The 19,229-nt window shown below is 57.8% G+C and carries 14 protein-coding genes; 6 read left to right on the plus strand and 8 right to left on the minus strand.

From position 1 onward, the window contains the following. Positions 1-90 precede the first annotated feature (90 nt). The gene (locus ACA071_RS15640) at positions 91-1,656 is read left to right on the plus strand and encodes a carbohydrate porin (RefSeq protein ID WP_497645184.1); all 1,566 of its coding nucleotides are present in this window, start codon (positions 91-93) and stop codon (positions 1,654-1,656) included. Between the two features lie 80 nt (positions 1,657-1,736). Beyond that, the gene (locus ACA071_RS15645; protein WP_497645185.1) at positions 1,737-1,889 is read left to right on the plus strand and encodes a hypothetical protein; all 153 of its coding nucleotides are present in this window, start codon (positions 1,737-1,739) and stop codon (positions 1,887-1,889) included. Between the two features lie 182 nt (positions 1,890-2,071). On the opposite strand, the gene ACA071_RS15650 is transcribed toward ACA071_RS15645, so the two are convergent. Continuing rightward, positions 2,072-2,308: a hypothetical protein gene (locus ACA071_RS15650; protein ID WP_497645316.1), complete on the minus strand. Its 237-nt coding sequence runs from the start codon at positions 2,306-2,308 to the stop codon at positions 2,072-2,074. A 216-nt stretch (positions 2,309-2,524) separates the two neighbouring features. Between ACA071_RS15650 and ACA071_RS15655 the strand changes: the two genes are divergently transcribed. Beyond that, positions 2,525-3,364, plus strand: coding sequence for an SDR family oxidoreductase (locus ACA071_RS15655; protein WP_497645186.1), 840 nt, complete (start codon positions 2,525-2,527; stop codon positions 3,362-3,364). 3 nt (positions 3,365-3,367) lie between these two features. Here ACA071_RS15655 and ACA071_RS15660 read toward each other — a convergent pair whose 3' ends face one another. Then, complete coding sequence (locus ACA071_RS15660) at positions 3,368-3,574, minus strand: hypothetical protein (RefSeq protein WP_497645187.1); 207 nt, start codon at positions 3,572-3,574, stop codon at positions 3,368-3,370. A 347-nt stretch (positions 3,575-3,921) separates the two neighbouring features. On the opposite strand from ACA071_RS15660, the gene ACA071_RS15665 reads away from it, so the two are divergent. Beyond that, positions 3,922-4,137 carry a hypothetical protein gene (locus ACA071_RS15665; protein ID WP_497645188.1) on the plus strand — a complete coding sequence of 72 codons (216 nt, stop codon included), beginning with the start codon at positions 3,922-3,924 and terminating at the stop codon, positions 4,135-4,137. Positions 4,138-4,349: 212 nt separating this feature from the next. Here the strand turns inward: ACA071_RS15665 and ACA071_RS15670 are convergent, their stop codons facing one another. Next, positions 4,350-5,111, minus strand: a complete 762-nt coding sequence (locus ACA071_RS15670) for a LysR family substrate-binding domain-containing protein (RefSeq protein ID WP_497645189.1) — start codon at positions 5,109-5,111, stop codon at positions 4,350-4,352. 532 nt (positions 5,112-5,643) lie between these two features. Here ACA071_RS15670 and ACA071_RS15675 point away from each other — a divergent pair. Then, entirely contained in the window at positions 5,644-6,663 is a 1,020-nt protein-coding gene (locus ACA071_RS15675) for a substrate-binding domain-containing protein (protein WP_497645317.1), read from the plus strand. Then, complete coding sequence (locus ACA071_RS15680) at positions 6,651-9,671, plus strand: EAL domain-containing protein (protein WP_497645190.1); 3,021 nt, start codon at positions 6,651-6,653, stop codon at positions 9,669-9,671. The genes ACA071_RS15675 and ACA071_RS15680 overlap by 13 nt, the downstream gene beginning before the upstream one ends. Positions 9,672-9,995: 324 nt before the next feature. Here the strand turns inward: ACA071_RS15680 and tssA are convergent, their stop codons facing one another. From tssA to ACA071_RS15705, 5 genes are all read right to left on the minus strand, one after another. After that, a complete protein-coding gene (tssA, locus tag ACA071_RS15685) occupies positions 9,996-11,093 on the minus strand; it encodes a type VI secretion system protein TssA (protein ID WP_497645191.1) in 1,098 nt (365 codons plus the stop codon). Positions 11,094-11,187: 94 nt separating this feature from the next. Then, positions 11,188-11,706: an Hcp family type VI secretion system effector gene (locus tag ACA071_RS15690; protein WP_059404755.1), complete on the minus strand. Its 519-nt coding sequence runs from the start codon at positions 11,704-11,706 to the stop codon at positions 11,188-11,190. Between the two features lie 164 nt (positions 11,707-11,870). After that, entirely contained in the window at positions 11,871-14,366 is a 2,496-nt protein-coding gene (gene tssM, locus ACA071_RS15695; RefSeq protein WP_497645192.1) for a type VI secretion system membrane subunit TssM, read from the minus strand. Further along, the gene (gene tagF, locus ACA071_RS15700; protein ID WP_497645193.1) at positions 14,363-15,289 is read right to left on the minus strand and encodes a type VI secretion system-associated protein TagF; all 927 of its coding nucleotides are present in this window, start codon (positions 15,287-15,289) and stop codon (positions 14,363-14,365) included. Before tagF ends, tssM begins: the two co-directional genes overlap by 4 nt. 31 nt (positions 15,290-15,320) lie before the next feature. Beyond that, positions 15,321-19,205: a type VI secretion protein IcmF/TssM N-terminal domain-containing protein gene (locus tag ACA071_RS15705; RefSeq protein ID WP_497645194.1), complete on the minus strand. Its 3,885-nt coding sequence runs from the start codon at positions 19,203-19,205 to the stop codon at positions 15,321-15,323. Positions 19,206-19,229 lie beyond the last annotated feature (24 nt).

Genomic DNA, 19,229 nt, shown 5'->3' on the forward strand with positions numbered 1-19,229 from the left:
TCCTTTTTTTCGTCGATTGCGACAATTCACAACTGACGAAAATGGCCGGTCGCGGGAACAAAACAATAAAAACAAAACAGGGAAATCCACATGCAGAAAGCATCAGGCTGGCTCCTCGCAGGCGTGCTCGGCACCTCCGCGGCAATCTCTCAGGCCGCGACTCTGGAAGAACGCATGGCCGCGTTTGAAGCTCGCGCCAGCGCAGCGGAAAAGCGTGCGGCCGCAGCCGAACAGCAAACCCAGGCGCTCGCCAGGGAATTGCAGCAGATCAAACTCACCACTCCCGCCTTGCAGCCGACAGCAACCACGGCGACAACTGTTGCGGCGCCCACGCTGGACACCCGACTGGCAAAACTCGAAGCCCGTCAGCAAAGCATGGAAAAGCAGGGCAGCAGCGGCCACCTCACGGACGGCTTCAGCTTCAAGGGTTATGCCCGTTCCGGATTGCTGATCAACGATGGGCTGGGTGGTGGTCGTGGCGGCCCATATACAACCCCTGCTGGTTCAGTCGGTGGTGCCGTCGGGCGACTCGGCAACGAAGACGACACCTACATGCGCATAGACCTGTCGAAAGAAACCTATGCGCAGAATGGCACCCGTTCCAAATTCACGGTGTCCATCGCCGATGGTGTGGAAAGCTCCAATGACTGGACGGCCGACGAGAGCAACCTGAACGTGCGTCAGGTCTTTACCGAACTCGATCATCTCGCTGCATTCAAGGGTAATTCAGTGTTCGAGAACGCCACTTTGTGGGCGGGCAAGCGATTCGATAGAGACAATTTCGATATCCACTGGCTGGACTCCGACGTGGTCTATCTGGCCGGCACCGGAGGTGGTATCTACGATGTGCAGATGAACAAGAATTGGCGCTCGAATTACTCCTTGATCGGGCGTAATTACGGGGATTTCAGTGAAGGCGGTATCAACGCCGATGTGGAAAGCTACATCCTGACCTCCAACCAGTTCTTCGACGGTGGTCAGTGGCAGTGGATGTTCAACGCCATTGGTTCAAAGAAAAACGACTTCGGCACTCGCAGCAATGAAGCGGGCCTGACGCCTGCGGATTCCGGCTTGCACAGCATGTTGGCCAATCACCAGAAAAACTTCTTCGGCCGGGAAGGCTTCTTCAAAACGGCGCTGCTCTATGGGCAAGGTCTGGGGGCAGAGGTCAAGAACGTCGGCTCGGATGGTGAGCTGATTGACGATGCCCGCGCTCTGCGTCTGGCACTTTACGGCGAGACTCCCATTGCGCCTGGTTGGCGCATCGGCCCCAGCTTGTTGGCCGAACAAAGCAAGGATAGATACGTCAAGGGGGACAATTACCGCTGGATGACCCTGAACATGCGTTTGGCCAATGCAATCAACAGCAATTTCGAGATGGCCTACGAAATGAGCTGGCAAACCATGGATCTCGACCCCAAGGGCTACCTGCAGCGCAATGCGGTCGACGGTAACTTCTGGAAATTCACGATCGCTCCAACATTCAAACCTGACGTTGGAGACCTTCTCACACGTCCCGAATTGCGAGTGTTCGCCAGCCTCATGAACTGGTCTTCGGATCTGGACCGATACAGTTCCACAGACAACTTCGGCAAGTCGGACTTCAACGCCGGAGGTGTGTGGCAATACGGGATACAAATGGAAACCTGGTTTTAATACTTGAACGACATGAATGCGGTCGTGCGACCAGTCGGGCCAAGCCTTTAATGCTATCTGACGTCTCTAGGTGCTGCATTGTGATCAAGCGCTTTACTGCCGAGCGAGTGGGCTTGGAATACATTGATCTGGCAATGGCACGCAATGATCGTGACAGTGATTTCAGCCTGGTTCATTGGTTCTCAACAGCTACGTCGGCGGATGATCGCTTTCTGGGGCTTCATCGCGAGTAATGCTTTGAGGGTGATCTGTCGACTTCATGCGAACGCATAGGCATTGATTTTGCTCGAATGCGTACTTCGGGGCATGAACGCCTGTGGCTTCAAGAAGAATCTCAATGGCTACCGAGCTTCCAGATACATCGCGCCTGAGGTACGGATTAGTTCCCGAAAGCGCCTGATGTTTACGGGTAAACCTAGTGTACGTCGAGGTTCTTTTTGAACCCGCGAAGGTTCATCAGGAAAAGGCAAATCTGCAAGACGATGAGAGCATAGGCTTCTACGTACACCCCCCAAGTCACCCACAATATATTGCTCAGGCTAAAGCATACGAATCCTGTCATCCGCCTTGTTGGTCGTTGAGACCCGATAAGCCACGCTGCAAGCACCGTCACCAGCATCGCAGGCCATTGAACCCAATCCAGGTAGCTCAAAACGACTCCCCTCAATTTCTCCGAGAATGAAAGAGAGAGGGTAATATTGACGAATGATTCAAAATTTTTTGGTAAGACATACTCCATAACCGCTCGTCCGGGAGTGATTGGATTTGTTGAACGCGTGTTCCTTTATTGCAGACAGATAAGTCATGTGCTGACGAAACGCGCCCCTCGTTCGGCCTCCTTTTAAATATCACCATCTAGGAGAAAATCATGACAGTGCTCGTTACGGGAGCAGGTACAGGGTTTGGCTATGAAGTATCCCTCAGACTCGCTAAGAGAGGGCTGGATGTCATCGCCGGAGTCGAGGTAGTGGCGCAGGTGCATTCACTCGAACAAGAAGCGAAGCGTCGTGGGGTTAGTCTTCGTGTCGAGAAGCTCGATGTCACACACGAAGGTGACCGGCTAAAAGCTGCTGAGTGGGATGTGGACGTGCTGCTAAACAATGCAGGCATCTCAGAAGGCGGATCGACTGTTGATATTCCTGCCGAAAATTTGCGTCGTCAGTACGAGGTCAATGTGGTCGGCCCGCTGATGCTGACTCAATTGATTGCCAAGAAAATGGTCTTGAAGAAAAAGGGCAAGATTGTCTTTATGTCCTCAGTCGCAGGCCTAACAGCCGACCCCTTCGCTGGCGCCTATTCGTCTTCCAAGCACGCAGTGGAGGCTATTGCAGAAGCGATGAGCCTTGAGCTCAGAGAGTTTGGTATCGAGGTGGCAACAGTGAACCCTGGGCCATTCCTGACCGGGTTCAATGATCGTATGTTTGAGACTTGGAAAACCTGGCAGGACGATCCTTCCAAGCGTCTCTTCGACTACAGCAAACTGTCCTTTCCGCATGAGCAGTACGATCCGGAACCGGTATTCGAAACGACCATCGGTGTTGTTACCGGCGCCGTCGACACTTACCGGAATGTTGAGCCGAAGGAAATCATTGACCAGCAACGCAAGCAAATGGACTCCGCTTGGACTCGCAAGAGCGGTGAAGGAATAGGTAAGCGCGCTGAGCTCGTTCAGAAGGCGCATGACATTCAGCCTGGCACACCTGTCTAACATTTACGAAAGGATCAGCGTCCCCGGGTAGGCTTTGCGGAAATTGACAAAGAAGTCAGTCTCACAATCGGCGCCTATCGTGTGCTGATCGCTCAGATGGACGTAGGCCAGTTCGCGCTGACCCAGTTCAGCTACAAGTGCGAGCCAGGTCTGGGTCTCGTCATCGAACGGTTGCAGGTCGTACTGGCGGCCGAATGGCGAAATGGGCACGCCGATGTGACAGGCTCCGATAGCCTTACTCAGGCCATCAATAGTTTCCGGTAAAAGGCGCAGAGTATTGTCAATACTGCAACTGTAGCTTCGTCACGTACCTCACTCAGCGGTAGCACCTGATGTTGATTGTTGTAATCGCTCATTCGGGCAAGGCCCGGCTTGATGGTAGCGCTTTAGATTCATCACGGATCGGCGCTACAAGCGTAATCGCCCCTCATTGGGCGCCCCTCCAGCTGCGTCAAATCAGCCCGAACCGGTGACTCAAAACCATTTAGTGCAACTGAAACACTAACGAAACATTCCGGCCATATGATTCGCGACACCGAAACCTAGGAGGGTTGGAGATGAATCGGCCATCAAGAAGCATGCGCAAACTGCTCGACTCCGTAGCCACCAACAATGAGGCAGCGGCGCTTGATGTGATGCGTGCTGCCGAGCAGCTCCAAGATGAGGTGTTGCGGCAACGATTGCTCAACCTGATTCATCGGCTCAACCAAGATGCCAATGACTTGCGAACAGCGCGGGACGATATCCAAGGCGGAGCCATCAAGCTCGCCTGACCCGCGCCCACCACTTCTAAGCTCATCCGCCTAAACCACGCACTAGGTGGCACGATGAACAGCTTTATCTGAATTCTGGTAGTGCTGGACGGCGATGCTTCAAGCTAGCAAACGACACTTTTTGCTAATTGCGGCCGGTGGTGAGAATCAGCAATCTTAGGCTCTCTTTCCAGGTATTTGATCTGGTGAGTCGAGGTTTCTCCCTACAGCCCCTAAGTTAGCTCAGGATTCGACGCGGGATAAAGTTCGTCTAGCACCATCATCAGCGCCCGCTTGCGTGGGTTTTCCAGGCCGAGCCAAGCCACACCGATACCAGCTCCACTCATGGGCAGAGTCAGTGGTCGAGTCACGACACCGGCTGGCAGTGCCGATGCGGCGCCGCTTGGCAAGATGCCTATGCCTAGACCGGCGGCCACCAACGCCAACTGGGTCGTGAACTCGCCCATTTCCCGTGCAATGGTCAGGGTAACTTTGCGTCTGTGAAAACCTGCCAGCATTTGGTCATACAAGCCGGGAGCGAACTTACGCGCGAGCACCAGTACCGGACACCCGGCCAAGTCCTGAGGCTTTATACGACGTTGGGTGCACAACGGATGTTCTTGCGGCAGCGCGACCACCAATGATTCTTCGAAGAGCATGCGTGTGTGCACGCCAGACACATTCAACGGCAGGCGTACCAAGCCAAAATCCAAGGCATTGTCCAGCAAGGCCCGAGCCTGCGGTAGCGAAGGCATGTCCTTGAGCTCCAGTTCGATACGCGGGTAGCGCTGCTCCAGCGTACGCACGAGCAGCGGCAATAAGTGCGACAACGTCGAAGACACAAATGCCAGACGCAATATCCCAACCTCTCCGGCCGCCGCTTGCTGCAACACCTCAAGGGCGCGCCCAGCTTGGCGCAGGGTCGCCAGCGCCTCAGGAAGAAACAGCACTCCCTCCTCGGTTAACTCGACTCGGTGACGGTCACGCTCGAACAACTGCGCGCCGACATCTATTTTGCCAGGGAATGTCCACACTAAGGCCGCTAATGGCGCACTAGTGAGATTGGTTGGCTGTTACCTCTGAATGTCAGGGTTAAAACTCAGCCAATCCAGATCCTTCTATAACCGTGCGTCGATCGTAATATCGGGTGGCGTCGGACTGGTCTTTCAGGTGTTGAGTGAGAAACCAGCGCAAATGTTTGAATTGCCAGGTCCAGGGATTGTCTCGCTGCATTTAATGATCAGGACTAAAGCTCGCGCACTTTACCCACAAACGGCCGGAAGACAGCAGAACCGACTATCCTTTCGGACAGTGAACGCTGCACTCTTGGCAAAAAGGGACACCATGCCAGACTATGATCGCGCCATCGGCTCCAGACCCGACGTCATTTGGGGTAATCGAACCTGTCTGATCAAGCCCTGGCGACTCTGGATGGCCTCAATTACGGTTTTCTGTCTTTTCACGGCAACGCCCGGATACGGCCAGAACCTGCCAACCGCAGCGGGCGCCGAAAACGCCACGGTTACGGTGATTCAAGCGCAGGAGATTGTTGCCAGGGCCACCCTCGAAGCCGTTCGCTGGAGCGGCCCTGAATCCGGCCCGCAAGCCTTGCGGGGCAAGAGCATCGCCTTTGTCGCAGAAGATTTGCGTAACGGCGGAATTGTCGGTGTCGCGCAGGGCGCTCGCGAGGCAGCCAAGGCGCTGGGCTGGACGCTGAAGATATTCGATGGTGCTGGATCATCGGCCGGGCGCGCAAAGGCCTTTTCCGATGCCCTGGCAGCGAAACCCGACGGCCTCATTCTGTGCGGCTCCGATGCCCTTGAGAACAATGCGGCGCTGATCCTCTTCGCCAAGAGGGATGTGCCAGTGGTTGGCTGGCACGCTGGGGCACGCCCCGGGCCGATTGACGGCACGCCGGTGGCCATGAACGTCACGACCGACCCGCTCGAAGTGGCCCGCCTCACGGCCATGGCGGCAGTGGCACAGTCAAACGGACACGCCGGCGTGGTCATCCTGACCGACTCCAAGTACAGCATCGCCATGGCGAAAGCCAAGGCCATGGAAGACGTCATTCGGGCCTGTCGGGAATGTACGTTACTGGAAGTGCGCGATGTTGCGATCTCCGAAAGTGGCGAGAAGATGCCGGCGATCACCAAGGAGTTGCTTCAGCGCTATGGCAAGCGCTGGACCCACACGCTGGCCATCAACGATATCTATTTCGACTACTCGATTGCCTCATTGACCAACGCCGCAATACCCAGTGACGGCATCAGTCTGTTGTCTGCCGGTGATGGCAGCGCTTCGGCGTTCTTGCGCATACAGGCAAAAACCTACCAGACCGTCACCGTGGCTGAGCCGCTCAACCTGCATGGCTGGCAAGTGATGGACGAATTGAACCGGCTGTTTGCTGGTCAGCCAGTGAGCGGCTTCGTAGCGCCGATTCACCTGGTCAACGCCGACAATATCGCCTTCGACGGCGGGAAGAAATTCCAGTACGACCCTGACAATGGCTATCGAGACATCTATCGCCACCAATGGAATCCCTGACATTGGACGTTACTTCCCGACTCAGACGCTGGCTATTGCCGCAATCGCTACGCGCGCAGTTCACACTGGCGTTTCTGACGCTGGCGCTGCTGATCCTGGCGGGTGGTGCGACTGCGGTCTACGCGTTGCGCACGTCAAACAGCGCCACCCGCCAGCTGACGGATGAACGACTGGTTCGCATGCAAAATGGGCAAGACATGCTGCAGCGTACCTTGCTGATCGAACGCCAGACCGACCAGCTTCTGACAACCCGCTCCCCCGACGCCCTGCGTTCAAGCTATGCGGCGACCGTCGAACAGCTTGAAGCCCTTGATCGACTGGTGCAGCAACTGACCGCCGCGAACAGTGGCGTGGCGATACTTGACATGTACCAGTCGAGCCAGATGTTCCGCAATACCGCCAACATCGTTGCACAGCTGCGAGAAAGCCTGCTGCAAACCGAGGTCATCTTCGAGCAAACCCTGACGGATCGCACCGCCCGGTTAACCGCGGCCCAGACCCGGGCCAGCCTGGAACTGGCGGTGTTACTTTTCGATCTGCCCCAGGCTGTTGACAGTGATGCCGTGCAACGGCTGCAGATCCGGTATGAGCGCCTGTCACCCATTGCGGCCAAGTTACCCGACTCTGATGTGGAGACGCCCGATCTCTTCCCCCTGCGCCTGAGGCTCATCAATCAGCAAAACGTCATACAGCGCTTCAATGAGGAACTGAAGAATGAGGCTGGGGTTCTGGTCGCGGCGGCCCGTGCGCAATCCACTGCTTACACCGAAGACTATCGCGAAGCGGTGCAACGCCTGGTTGAAGCCTCAAATCGTAGCCAGCAATGGGTGCTGATCATGTTGGGCGCCAGCCTGGTGTTCGCCTGGTTCGTGACCCGAGTCTTCATGGGCCGTCATGTACTCGTGCGCCTGAATGAAATAAGCAAACAATTGCGTCAGGAACACACTGACAAAGCGCATTTGGTAATGGCGGACCATGGGAAGGACGAGATCGACAACATGGCTCGCGCGGTAAATCAGTTCCTTAAAGACCGACTTCAGTTGGAAAAAAGAACGGTCCAATTGAGTATCGCGACAGAGCGGCTCGCCGTGCAAAACAGTCGATTAGAGCAAGAAGCCATCATCCGTGCCGGACAAGGTCATGTCCTGGAGCTGATCGCCAGGAGCACCGAGCTTGCAGAAGTCCTCGACAGCCTGGCTCACCTGGTCGAGTCCCAATTGGAGGGGATGATGGTGTCCATCCTGGTGCTGGATGAGGATGGCACACACCTGCTGCACGGGGCTGCCCCCAGTTTGCCGAAAGCCTATAACCAGCTCATTGACGGGATTGCGATCGGTCCGAACGTGGGTTCATGCGGCACCGCGGTGTATCGACGAGAACCGGTCATCGTCACGGATATTGAGCTGGATCCGCTGTGGGAGGCGTACCGTTCAGTGGCTGCACCCTATGGATTTCGCGCCTGCTGGTCGACGCCGATTCTGTCCCATGAGCGAAAGGTATTGGGTACGTTTGCCTTGTATTCCAACACCGTACGCAGCCCTCGCGCGGCCGAGACGCGAATGATCGACATGGCGACGCCGCTTGCCGGCATTGCGATAGAACGCCAACTGACTGAAAAGCGTATTCGCTATATGGGCGACCATGATGCACTGACCGGACTGCCGAATCGCACGCTGCTCGAAGACCGCCTCAAGCAGGCAATACTTTACGCTCAGCGCTACAACCGACTGGTGACGGTGGTGTTTCTCGATTTGGATAAATTCAAACTGGTGAATGACAGCCTCGGGCATAGTGCTGGAGACGAACTGCTGAAAACCGTCGCCCGGCGTATGCTGGAATGTGTACGCCGCACCGACACCGTCGTGCGATTGGGTGGCGACGAGTTTGTGATCATCCTGTTCGACCAGCCTTCAAACTTGGACGGCGTGACTCCCGCCCTGCACAAAATCCAGGAAGCCATCCTGCGGCCGATTCAGCTCAGCGGACATACACTCCACGTCACCTGCAGCATGGGGTTGGCGACTTACCCTGCCGACGGCAGCGATACCGACACGTTGCTCAGTAACGCGGACGCCGCCATGTACCGGGCCAAGGAGATGGGTCGCAACAGTTACCAGTTCTATACGAGCGAGATGAATAACAAGGTTCAAGGCAAGCTCGCCATGCAAGACGGGCTTCGAAACGCACTCAACCATGACGAGTTCCTGCTGCTGTACCAGCCACAGGTAGATTTGCAGTCAGGTCAGATTGTCGGCGTAGAGGCACTGATCCGCTGGCAGCACCCCGAGCTCGGCATGGTGTCTCCAATCAAATTCATTGCGCAGGCCGAAGAGACCGGATTGATCGTGCCCATCGGCGACTGGGTGATTCATACCGCGTGCAGACAGAACAAGGACTGGCAGGATGCGGGCTGTCCGCCGATCACCATGTCGGTGAATATTTCAGCACGCCAGTTCATCGAAAGAGACCTGATCGACCGGGTGAGGCATGCCTTGCAAGAAACCGGACTGGACCCGATGTACCTTGAGCTGGAGCTGACCGAAAGCCTGATCATGCAAGACCTTCAACAAGCCATCAGCAAAATGAAAGAACTGCAAACAATGGGGATCAGTCTCTCGATCGACGACTTCGGCACCGGCTACTCCAGCCTCGCCGCATTGAAAAGCTTCCCGATCGCGAGACTCAAGATCGACCAGTCTTTCGTGCGCGATCTGCCCGCCAACGAGAACGACAAAGCCATCGCCACCGCGGTGATTTCGTTAGGGCACACACTGAATCTCAAGGTCATTGCCGAAGGTGTCGAAACCGAAGAGCAGCAAGCCTTCCTGCGTAAAAACGGCTGCGATGAAATTCAGGGTCACTTTTTCAGCAGAGCCGTCAGCGCCGAGGAGATCAGTCTGTTACTGCGTTCGCCCCGGTTGCCTCTGCCGAGCCGCACTGCGAGCCCTGACTTGGTAAGGCGAAAACGCGATGTAAAACGCCCGCGCAGTCCAATGCCCGGGCATTAATGACTCAGCGTACGGTAAAACGCTGCTGTGTCAGAAGCCGATTGCCGGGGCACTTCGCAAACCGGCAGTGACTGGCGCCATTGGCGGAGCCTGCCGCCCGGGCTGGCGTTAGGTGCAGGCAAGAAACCATTCGAAAAACTAGTCGCTGGTCGAAAAGCAATACTCCACCTCCAGCACCTGCCTGATCAGCGTGGCGCGGAATCGATATTCGGTCCCTGCACCACCTCCTTGCGTAGAAATCAACCTGCAACTCAAGGCAGCGCCTGTCGCCAAGTCGATGTACGGCCGCAATCAAATGTGGGGCTTGTTCGCGAAGGCGGTATGTCAGGACTTCGCTTCCTTGGTCCCCAGCACATCGCGGATGCTGTCCACCACATTGCTGTCTTTGATCACATCGTTCAGCCAACCCTCGAGCGGCATATTGCCCCATTTGATCGCGCGTTCGATCAGATAAGGGACGGGGCTTTGGGGCTCGGTCTGTTTGAAGAACTGGGCGATGCCCGCCAGCAGGGTGAACGCTTCATCGCGGGTCTGCGGGGTGGTTCGAAGCGGTGTGCTTGAAAGACTTTGTTCAGGCTGGGTCATTGCGGAACCTGCGGGTTGTTCGCCAGTGCTTTCAGGGATGGCCGGAGCCGGCGCGACAGGGGCCGGGGTCAGTTCGATGCCCCGGTCCTTGAGCAGTTTTTCCGCCAGTTGTCCTGCGCGGAACAGAATGTCATTGAGCCCGGCAAAGCTCGGCGCTTCAGGGCCAAAGTGCCTGTCCGCGGTGTTTTGAAGCTGCTGGCAGGCTTTCAGGCAGGCGGCTATCTCGCCGGCCTTGAGGCGCAGATGATCCGAGTCGGTCAGCACCACCGAACGCTGGAAGACTTCCGCGTTGATCTTGCCTTCGTCGAGGGCGGCCCGCATCGCCTGAGGGTTTTGCAGCGCCAGGTTTTCGATGTGCCTGGATTCGTCATAGCGAAGCAGACCGTAATATTGCCCCTGGGTGATCGGCAATGCGCCGACGATGTCCGCCAGCGAGGTTTTCATCCACGCCAGGCGTGCGGCGCGTTCATCGACGCCGTCCTCCAAGGAGGGAAACAGATCCGCCCAGAAGGTTTGCAGAATGCGCTCGGCCAGCGTCAGGCCGAAGGTAATACCAACAAAATGGTACTTGTGCGCCAGGCCTTCACTGAGCCAGGCGACCAGCATCAAGTCTTTGCTCTGTCGAGCCAGGCCTTGTGCAGCCAAGGTAATGGTCAGATCCCAATCGGAAGCCTTGAGATCGGTTTGCCAGTCACCCTGGGTAAGGTAATCGGGGTCTGCTCGACGAGCTTCCTTCACTTGATCGAACAAGGTGGAAAAGCTCAAGTCTTCACCGCTCCCCTCATTGATGGGCGCTGTCAGTTCGGCCAGCGAAAGGTCGTTGAGAAATTCAGACATAGGCAACTCTGATCAAAATAAAAGAACACCGCGCCTGTTTGGCAGGCACGGTGCTGAATGCGGATCGCGTGCGCGGTCCGCTATCGCTACGGGCTTAAGCGAAAACTTTGTTTGCCGTGCGATCCCAACCACCGGTGACGTTACCGCCGCCCTGGCCATCGGCACGGCTTTGTTGGGTGTAGGTAGTCTTGATGCGCGCGAAGTTGAAGCTGATTTCTTCAATCGGCAGATCGCTGACCGCTTTGTCTTCACCGCCCTGACTGCCGCCAGCGACAGCCTTGACGGAGGAGACCACGACTTCTTCCAGGTTGATGGTCAGGTAAGTGACCTTGTCACCGCCCGCGCGGTTGACGTTCAGCTGGATCTTGGCGATGTGAGTGCCTTTGCAGCAGGCTTCGAACAGCTTGGCAGAAGCCTTGTCAACGGCTTTGCGGATGCTGAAATCGCTCAACGACACACGCTCCGACGAAGCACCGCCCGAAGAGCTTGCAGTCGCGGAAGTCGCCTGAGTTGCGCCGTACTCGTAGCCCAGCACTTCGATCCAGTCCTTGTGCTTGTCGTCGAGCACTTCACCCGGAATGCCTTCGATCTGAATGTACGCGTCAAATGCCATTTCTAATTTCTCCTTACCTTCATTTAAAGGGCTGTAACAATCTGCGGACAGATCACAACCCTTCGTTTTTAACCTCTTTGAACGATCAAGAGAGGTGTCTTACCGGCCTGGGCCGAACTTCAAGCGGGCCCAGGCAGCGGTTTCCCTTCAGAAGCGCGGCCGTCTCAGTTGAGCGCCCGTACTTCGATTTCCACGCGCCGGTTAGGTTCCAGGCACTGAATAAGTTGGGTTCTTGGTTGCTGCATGTTGCATTTGACCAAGGGCTTGGTGCTGCCTTCGCCGACGGCTTCCACCAGTTCACCCGGCACGCCTTTGCCCACCAGGTAGGTCTTGATGGTTTGTGCGCGCTGCCGGGAAACCTGCAGGTTGCCCTGTGGATCGCCCAGTTGATCGGCGTGCCCGGCGATGATGATTTTGCCGATGTCAGGCGTGCTCAACAGCTTGCCGGCGATGGCGCTCAACTGGCCCTGACCTTCGGTTTTCAGGCTCTGGAAGTCGGCACGGCCGAAGGCGAACAAGGTGTCCGATTCCAGGGTGATGGTCTCGATCGAGCGCAACGATTGCGTGAGCAAACTGTTGATGTAGTTACGCGAACTGGAGGTCAGGAACGCGTTATCGAGGATCCGAGGCACGTCGTCCTCGTGGATCTGGTCGCTGTAGAAATTGATCTGCCGGCTGGCAAACTCGTAATCCTGATTCGAGGCCGAACCGTCATTCGAAGCACCGATGGTTTTACCGGTCTGGCGGGCAATCGCCGGGTACCAGTAATCTGGCATTTTCGCTTTCAGGAACGCCGGATCAGCCTTTTCGCGCTGGGCACGCGAGAGCATGACGTAGGTGTCCAGCGTGGTCTTGCCAAACGCCGCAATAGACTGCGCCCGGTTGTCGCTAGGCAGCGCCTTGGGTTCGACACTGTCCACGCCGGTCACGGGCAGCAGTTCCTTGCTGTTGCGCTGATATACCTTGAGGGTGGTCAACAGGTACAGCGAGCGGGTCAGGTTGTCGGCGGTCGGCTTGAGCATCACGCTTTCCAGCCGGCTGAAATACTGACTGCGCACCAGCGGCTCGACTTTGTAGCCCTGGTAAAGCCCCAGGCGCATGCGCATCGGCACACCTTCATCGTGGTGCTGCGCGTAGTAATGGGCGGTCCAGAAGCGCATGCGATCCAGCGTTTGCCAGTCGGTGTATTGCCCCGTCGCCGAAGCGTCGGCTTTGGCCGCCTGGGCCAGTTCCGTGGAAATAGTCTGCACGGTGTTTTTGTTGTTCACATAGGACCAGCCCAGTAAGCTGCACAGCAGCACCGCGACCAGCCCGGCACCACCAATCCACGCCGCCTTGCGCCGACGTTCGCGATGGTTGGTGGTGTACAGCGCCACCAGATGCTGGTCGGGAATGATGACTTTGCGGAACAGGCTGTTGATGAACAGCGGACGCGGTTGCGCATCGCCGCTGGCGATCTCTTGATCACTGTCCAGTGAGAAACGCTCGGTGACCTGGCGCGTGTGCCCACCCATTTCCGGTTGGTCGGCGTCCAGTGCACTGGTGAAATAGAAGCCGCGCAGCAGTTCGGCCTTTTGGTACGGGTTGGCGCGCAACAGCGCATCGACGAACAACTGCAGCCTCGGCTTCAGCGCCGCCAGTTCCAGCGGAAAGCGATACACCGCTGAATCCTGGCGGGTGATCTGAATGTCCTGCATGACCAGTTGTTGACTCGCCACCTGCTGCCAATAGCTGACCAACTCGTCCATCGCCACGCCGAATTGACGGCCCCAGTCGGCCTGTTCGTACCCTTTATGGGAAAACGTCTTGCCCATGACTTCGCCGCGGGCAACGTCATCCAGTTGGCGATAGAACGGGGCAAAACCCGGCACCAGGTCACACTTGGTGAACACCAGGTAGACCGGCAGGCGCACTTCCAGCAGCGCATGGGTTTCCTGGATGCGTTCGCGCAGGCGCTTGGCAATACGCTCCTGGTCTTCGAGCGACGTTTGCAGAATGTCGTGAATGCTGACGGTGACGATCAAGCCGTTGAGCGGCCGACGCTGGCGGTGCTGACGCAACAGTTGCAGGAAGGCCCGCCATTTGCCGGCCTCTTCCTGGTTGTTCATGTAGCGACCGGCGGTATCCAGCAGGACTGCTTCGGAACTGAAAAACCAGTCGCAGTTGCGGGTGCCGCCCAGGCCGGCGACACGCGCACCTTCACGCTCCGCATACGGGAAGTTGAGGCCCGATTGATAGAGCATCGTACTTTTGCCGGCAGCCGGCTGGCCGATCACCAGGTACCAGGGCAGGGCATACAGCGCATCCTTGGGATTGCTGCCCCGCGGCTTGTTGCTGTGCAGCCGCTCGATGCTCTGCAACAGGCGCTCGCGCAACAGGCTGACTTCTTCGCGGTCCGCCGGGCTGGCGTTGAGCACCGCTTGATCGGCGTCGTCGCGCAGCAGCCCTTCAAGGTTGTGATGTCGCGACACGCCCCGATAAAGCAGCAGCACGTAACCGGCCGAGAGCAGCAGGAACACGCCGATGCCGGTCAGCAGGCTGTTCAGCGAGCTGAAGTCAAACGCACGACCAATGCCCCACACCACGAAAATGGTGAGGAAAAAACCAACCCCCAGAATGTAGGGTTGGAAGCGCAAGAAGTAATACTTGATCTTGTTCATACGGACTTCAAATCCAGCGCGTCGACAAAACGGTCGATAACGTCATCAAGAGGGCGGTCGATTTCGGGAAAGGCGTGTTTCGGGTGGTGCTCATCAAATGCATCGAATGACGCCAGCACGTCATGGCTCTGCAAGCGGTTGCCGCTACCGGTCAGCACGCGATAGGCATCGCTGTTGTTTCGTGACGGGAAGCAGATCAGCCGGGGGCGCATAAAGTCGTCTGCCAACAGACTGACCTGCGGCACGCCGCTGCCGGCGGTCATTCGCGCCAACCAGGTGATCCACAAATCGGCGGTCGGATTTTTCAAACCTCTTTCCGCCGGCAAGGGCAGGGAAATACCCATCGGCGTTGGCTGGTGCAGATGGCTTTTGAACGCCAGCAGCCGGGTCAGCACGGCATTGGTGACAAATTCCGGGTAGGCGCCTTCCAGCGCGGTGGCGATGTCGCGCAGGTTGAAGTTCACCAGGAACTTTTCATGCACGCGCCGGAACAACTCGAAATCCTGACCTTGCAACGGGCGCAAGGCCTTGATGCGGTCGAACAGCACGGACGTACTTTCGCCCTGGGCGGCCATGTGCAGCAACGGCCTGATCTGCCCGCTGAACAGTTCGCTCAGGGTGAAAGGATTGACCAACGTCCCGGAGTCGCTGGCTTTGACCGTTTGAAAAATGAAAAACGGATAACGCCGCTGGCTGGAATCCCTCGAGCTGATCAAGCCGCCGACCAACCAGTTGCCACTGCGTGCGCGGTAGCTGAAAAAGCACACCGGTAACGCGTCGAACAACTCTCGCCAGTCCTCAAGAGGCTGCAGGGCGGCCAATGCGCCTTGTAGCCAGGCATCGAACTCGCAGACGTCGTCGGCTGCACCGTGCAGGCTGACGAAGTCCGGGCTCGCGGGCACTTTTCCGAAACAGCCAATCATTGGCCGTGTCCCTGATTCAAGGCGAGCGTGCTCACTGGACCCGTCCGCCGCTGGCGTTGAGTGCACTCAGTGCCTTGACGTTCGCCAGGTCGGTCAGCTTGACGCCGCCGTAGTTGCGCACGGCGAGGCTGACCTGGCCACTGGCGGTGTTCCAGCTGAAACGTTGCTGGATACCATCCAGATCGCTGACGCGGGCGCTGTCATTCATGCGCAACAGGCCCCAGCGACCGGGGTAGTCGAACACCGTGATGCGTTCGCCGCTCAGCGTGACCACGTCCATGCGCGCACCCGGTGCGGTGGTGGTGCCCGGCCAGGAGAAGCGGCTCCAGCTGGTCTTGCCGTTGCGATAGTGCTGCACCTGACCGTCCAGGGTGAAGATGATGTCGGTGAACCAGGCCGCTGGCTCCAGCATGATCTCAAAACCGTTTTCCCGGTCCGACAGGCTGGCAATGACCTGGCCCAGTGAGCTGGCCTTGTCAATGCTGTTGACCATGTTCGGATTGACCAGCGGCGTTGCTTTGCTGGCGCTGCTCATGCCGAGGCCTTCGCCCCCGGACAGATTGCCGATTTCGTTGCGCTTGAAGTTGGGCAGCAAGCCGGATTCCGGGTCGACGAAACGCTGCAGGTCCTTGACCGAAGCTTCATTGCGACTGCCTGCCGCGATCGGGTAACGGTGCGCCATGACTTGTTCCCAAGGCTTGGCGATCTGTTGTGCCCAGGCCTTGGCGATCTGCTCGCCGGCCGGATCGCGCAGGGTTTCCCAGGCGAACTGAATCGGCAAACTGAACAGGCCTTGCAGCGAAGTCGACAGGCCGCCCTGACTGGTGTCGACGGTGGTCTCCACGTAGTTGCGCACGCTGGTGACTTCGCTCGGCTGACCTTCCAGGGTTTCGCTGATCAGTTGCTTGCTGCTTTTGCCGACGTCTTGGGAGCGCTGGATGTTGTTCATCCGCACTTTGAGTTTGCGCAACGCCGCCAGGTAGCGATCCATGATCGTGCTGTCGGCGCCCTCGGCGTTTTGCACGGCGAAGACCCGCGACACCGGCTCGAAGCGCTTGGCCAGGCTGCCGTCGTCCACCGCAGGCAACGGCGAAATCAGCGCATTGGGCGAGGTGTCCTGCCCATCGAAAATCCCCGTGACCTTGCCCCAGAAACCGTCATCGCGCTTGATCCCCGGTTGCTGCGTTTCACGCGGTGCAGGCACATCCCATTGGGTGTTGTCGTTGACCGCTGCCAGCAGGTTTTTCACTGGGGAGTTCTGCACATCGCTGAGCAGCGACAGTTGTTGGGTCGCGTTGGCCATGTCAGTGAAATGGCGAACACCGACGCTGTTGATCAGGGTGTACCAGGCTTGGGTGTAGTCGCGTTTGTAACGCGTCATGAACTCACGGATGAAGTTGGCTTTCTGCACCAGGCTGTCGCCGCCTTCGCCATCGAGCACCCAGTCCGATTCGTTTTGCAGGTTGCCCGACAGCAGTTTGATCAGCTCAGGCTTCACAAACTGTTCCCAACCCTGACGGGTGAAAATCGCCGGCACCGCTTCGCTGCCGTACAACAGCTGACGCCCTGGCAGCGGCACCAGATCGCTCAGGCCCACGGCCGGGAACTGGCGGCTGGACTCCAATTGCAGGCGCAGATATTCACGGTCCACCAGCGAGCTGGAAATCATGAACGACTTCAAGCTGTTGCGGGTTTCGCTGATCAATTGCTCGTTACGTGGCAGGGACGGCGCCTGGCCATTTTTCAGCAGTTGCACGTAGACCGGCGAGTTGTCCTGAATAACCGCTGTGCTGACCGGGTTGTCGGTATTGGCGGTGTTGGCCCAGGCAACCGGCAACGCCGCGCCGACGAACTCTGGCTCAGGATGGGTTTCAGGTTGCGTCAGCATCAAGTAGAGCTTCAGCGCGTTATAGGACTCGATGATGGAAGCGACCTGGCGCTCATCCAGTCGACCGAGCATTTCCTCGGACAACGAGAGCCCACCGGTGGTCGCAGACAGTTCTGCGGCGTCGCTCGCCGTGGCCGGATTACGCAGTGCGGTCAACGCATTCCCGCGCACCTTGTTCGCGGAACCCTTGGCCGCAGCGCTCAAACGACTGGTGACATCACCGGCGCTGCGCGGAACGCTGCTCAAGCGGGTCGGCAGTTTCAGCCCTTGCGCGCGAGCTTTGGCTGACGGACTGCCGGCCTTGGCGGGCGCCGCCGCGAAGCTGTTCTGCGGGTCCATGGTTTTTGCGAACTCATTGAAGGCGCGCATCTGCAATTGAAGTTGCAGGGTGATCGGTTCAAGCGCCTGAGTACGCAACTGCTGCAAATAAGCAGTCTGTGCGACGCGGTAGATGTCGTCACCCCGATAGAGGCCAGCGCTGAGTTGCAGCGGTACGCCTTTGGCACGGTACTTCTCGATGGCGGCGAGTTGATCGCGGAGCAATTCCAGGCCTTGGCCCGAGGCCAGCAACTCGGCGCGCTCCGGTGATTGCTGCAGCTCGTTGAGTTGCTCGCGCAATGCGGCCAGCCACTGACGGTTGTTCTGGAACGACAGGGTTTGCCAGCCAATGAACACCAGTGCGGCGAGCACGGCCACGCCCAGCACGGCCGGGCTGAAGGATTTGTTGTGTCCGGAACGCGACTGGTAAAGGGTCAGGTCGCGGTCCGGGAAAATGACGCGGCGGAACGTATCGGTAATGAAATAGCTGCGGTCACTGATTTTCTTGCCGCTGTTTGGCGTGTGCTTTTCGTGCTCGACTTCCGGCAGCAGCGAAAACGACTCGGCGAGATCATCTTCATAGACCTGGCTCAGTTGCTGATCGGTCTGCAAAGCACTGGTGAAATACAGGCCGCGCAACAACAGTTGCGTACCCGAATGACCGGTCTGGGCGAAGTGCTGGAGAAACTGTTCGAGCACCACCGACAGTTCGGAAAAATAGTTCGGGAAGTTCAGCAGCGCGCTGTTGGCGTCGGCGCCCAACGCAATCATCTGCGCGTCGACGTGACGGCGAATATGACTGTGCAGGTTGGCCAGCTTGGCATCCAGTACCGGGCGCAAACCCTGGTTGCGGATTTCCGACAAACCGAAGGTCATGCCCAGCGGTTGCTGACGTTCGTTCAGGTCCAGGCCTTCAAAAGCCTGGCTGAACCCCGGCAGTTGATCGGTCTTGCTCAACATCAGGTAGATAGGCGGGTTGGCGTCCAGGCAGTCGGTGTATTCCTCGATGCGTGACACCAGTTGCGCGGCGAGCTCGTTGCGCTCGGTGGCGCTGGCGGCCAGCAGTTCAGGCAGGCTCACCACCAGCACCAGGCCGTTGACGGCGGCTTTGTTGCGTTGTTTTTTCAGCATCCGCAGGAACGCGGCGAATTCGCTGGCCGACTGGTCGTCCCGCAGGTAGCGACCGGCCGTGTCGATCATCACGGCCTCAGGGCTGAAGTACCAGTCGCAATGTTGCGTACCGCTTTGTGTGTCATTGGCGCTGTTGGCGATGCTCGCGGACAGGCCGGAACGCGTCAGCAATGAGGTTTTGCCAGCACCGGACATGCCGATGACCAGGTACCACGGCAAGTCATACAGCGCCGACGAGCCGCCGCCACCGGCCGAGCGGTCGGTGCGCAGCATCGCGATGGCGTGCTTGAGCCGTTCGCGCAGCACTTGCTGGTCGCGGAATTCACCGGTGGATTTAAGCGATCGATCGACCTCGATCTGCACCAGGTTCTCAAGGTTGTGTTCAGCGCGGATCCGCTTGTACTGACGCAGCACAATGATCAGCAAATAGAAGGCGCTGATGATCGCCATCGCCTCCAGCGTGTAACCACGCAACCAGCTCACGTGCGGTGCCGCGAACCAGCCAACCGCCAAACTCGCCAGCCACAGCACGGGGATGACAAACCAAAAGCTTTTCAACAAACGCAATAATGTCTTCATGTCTTCCTGACTCGATTACCTGAG

The sequence above is a fragment of the Pseudomonas sp. LBUM1646 genome (assembly GCF_059716165.1).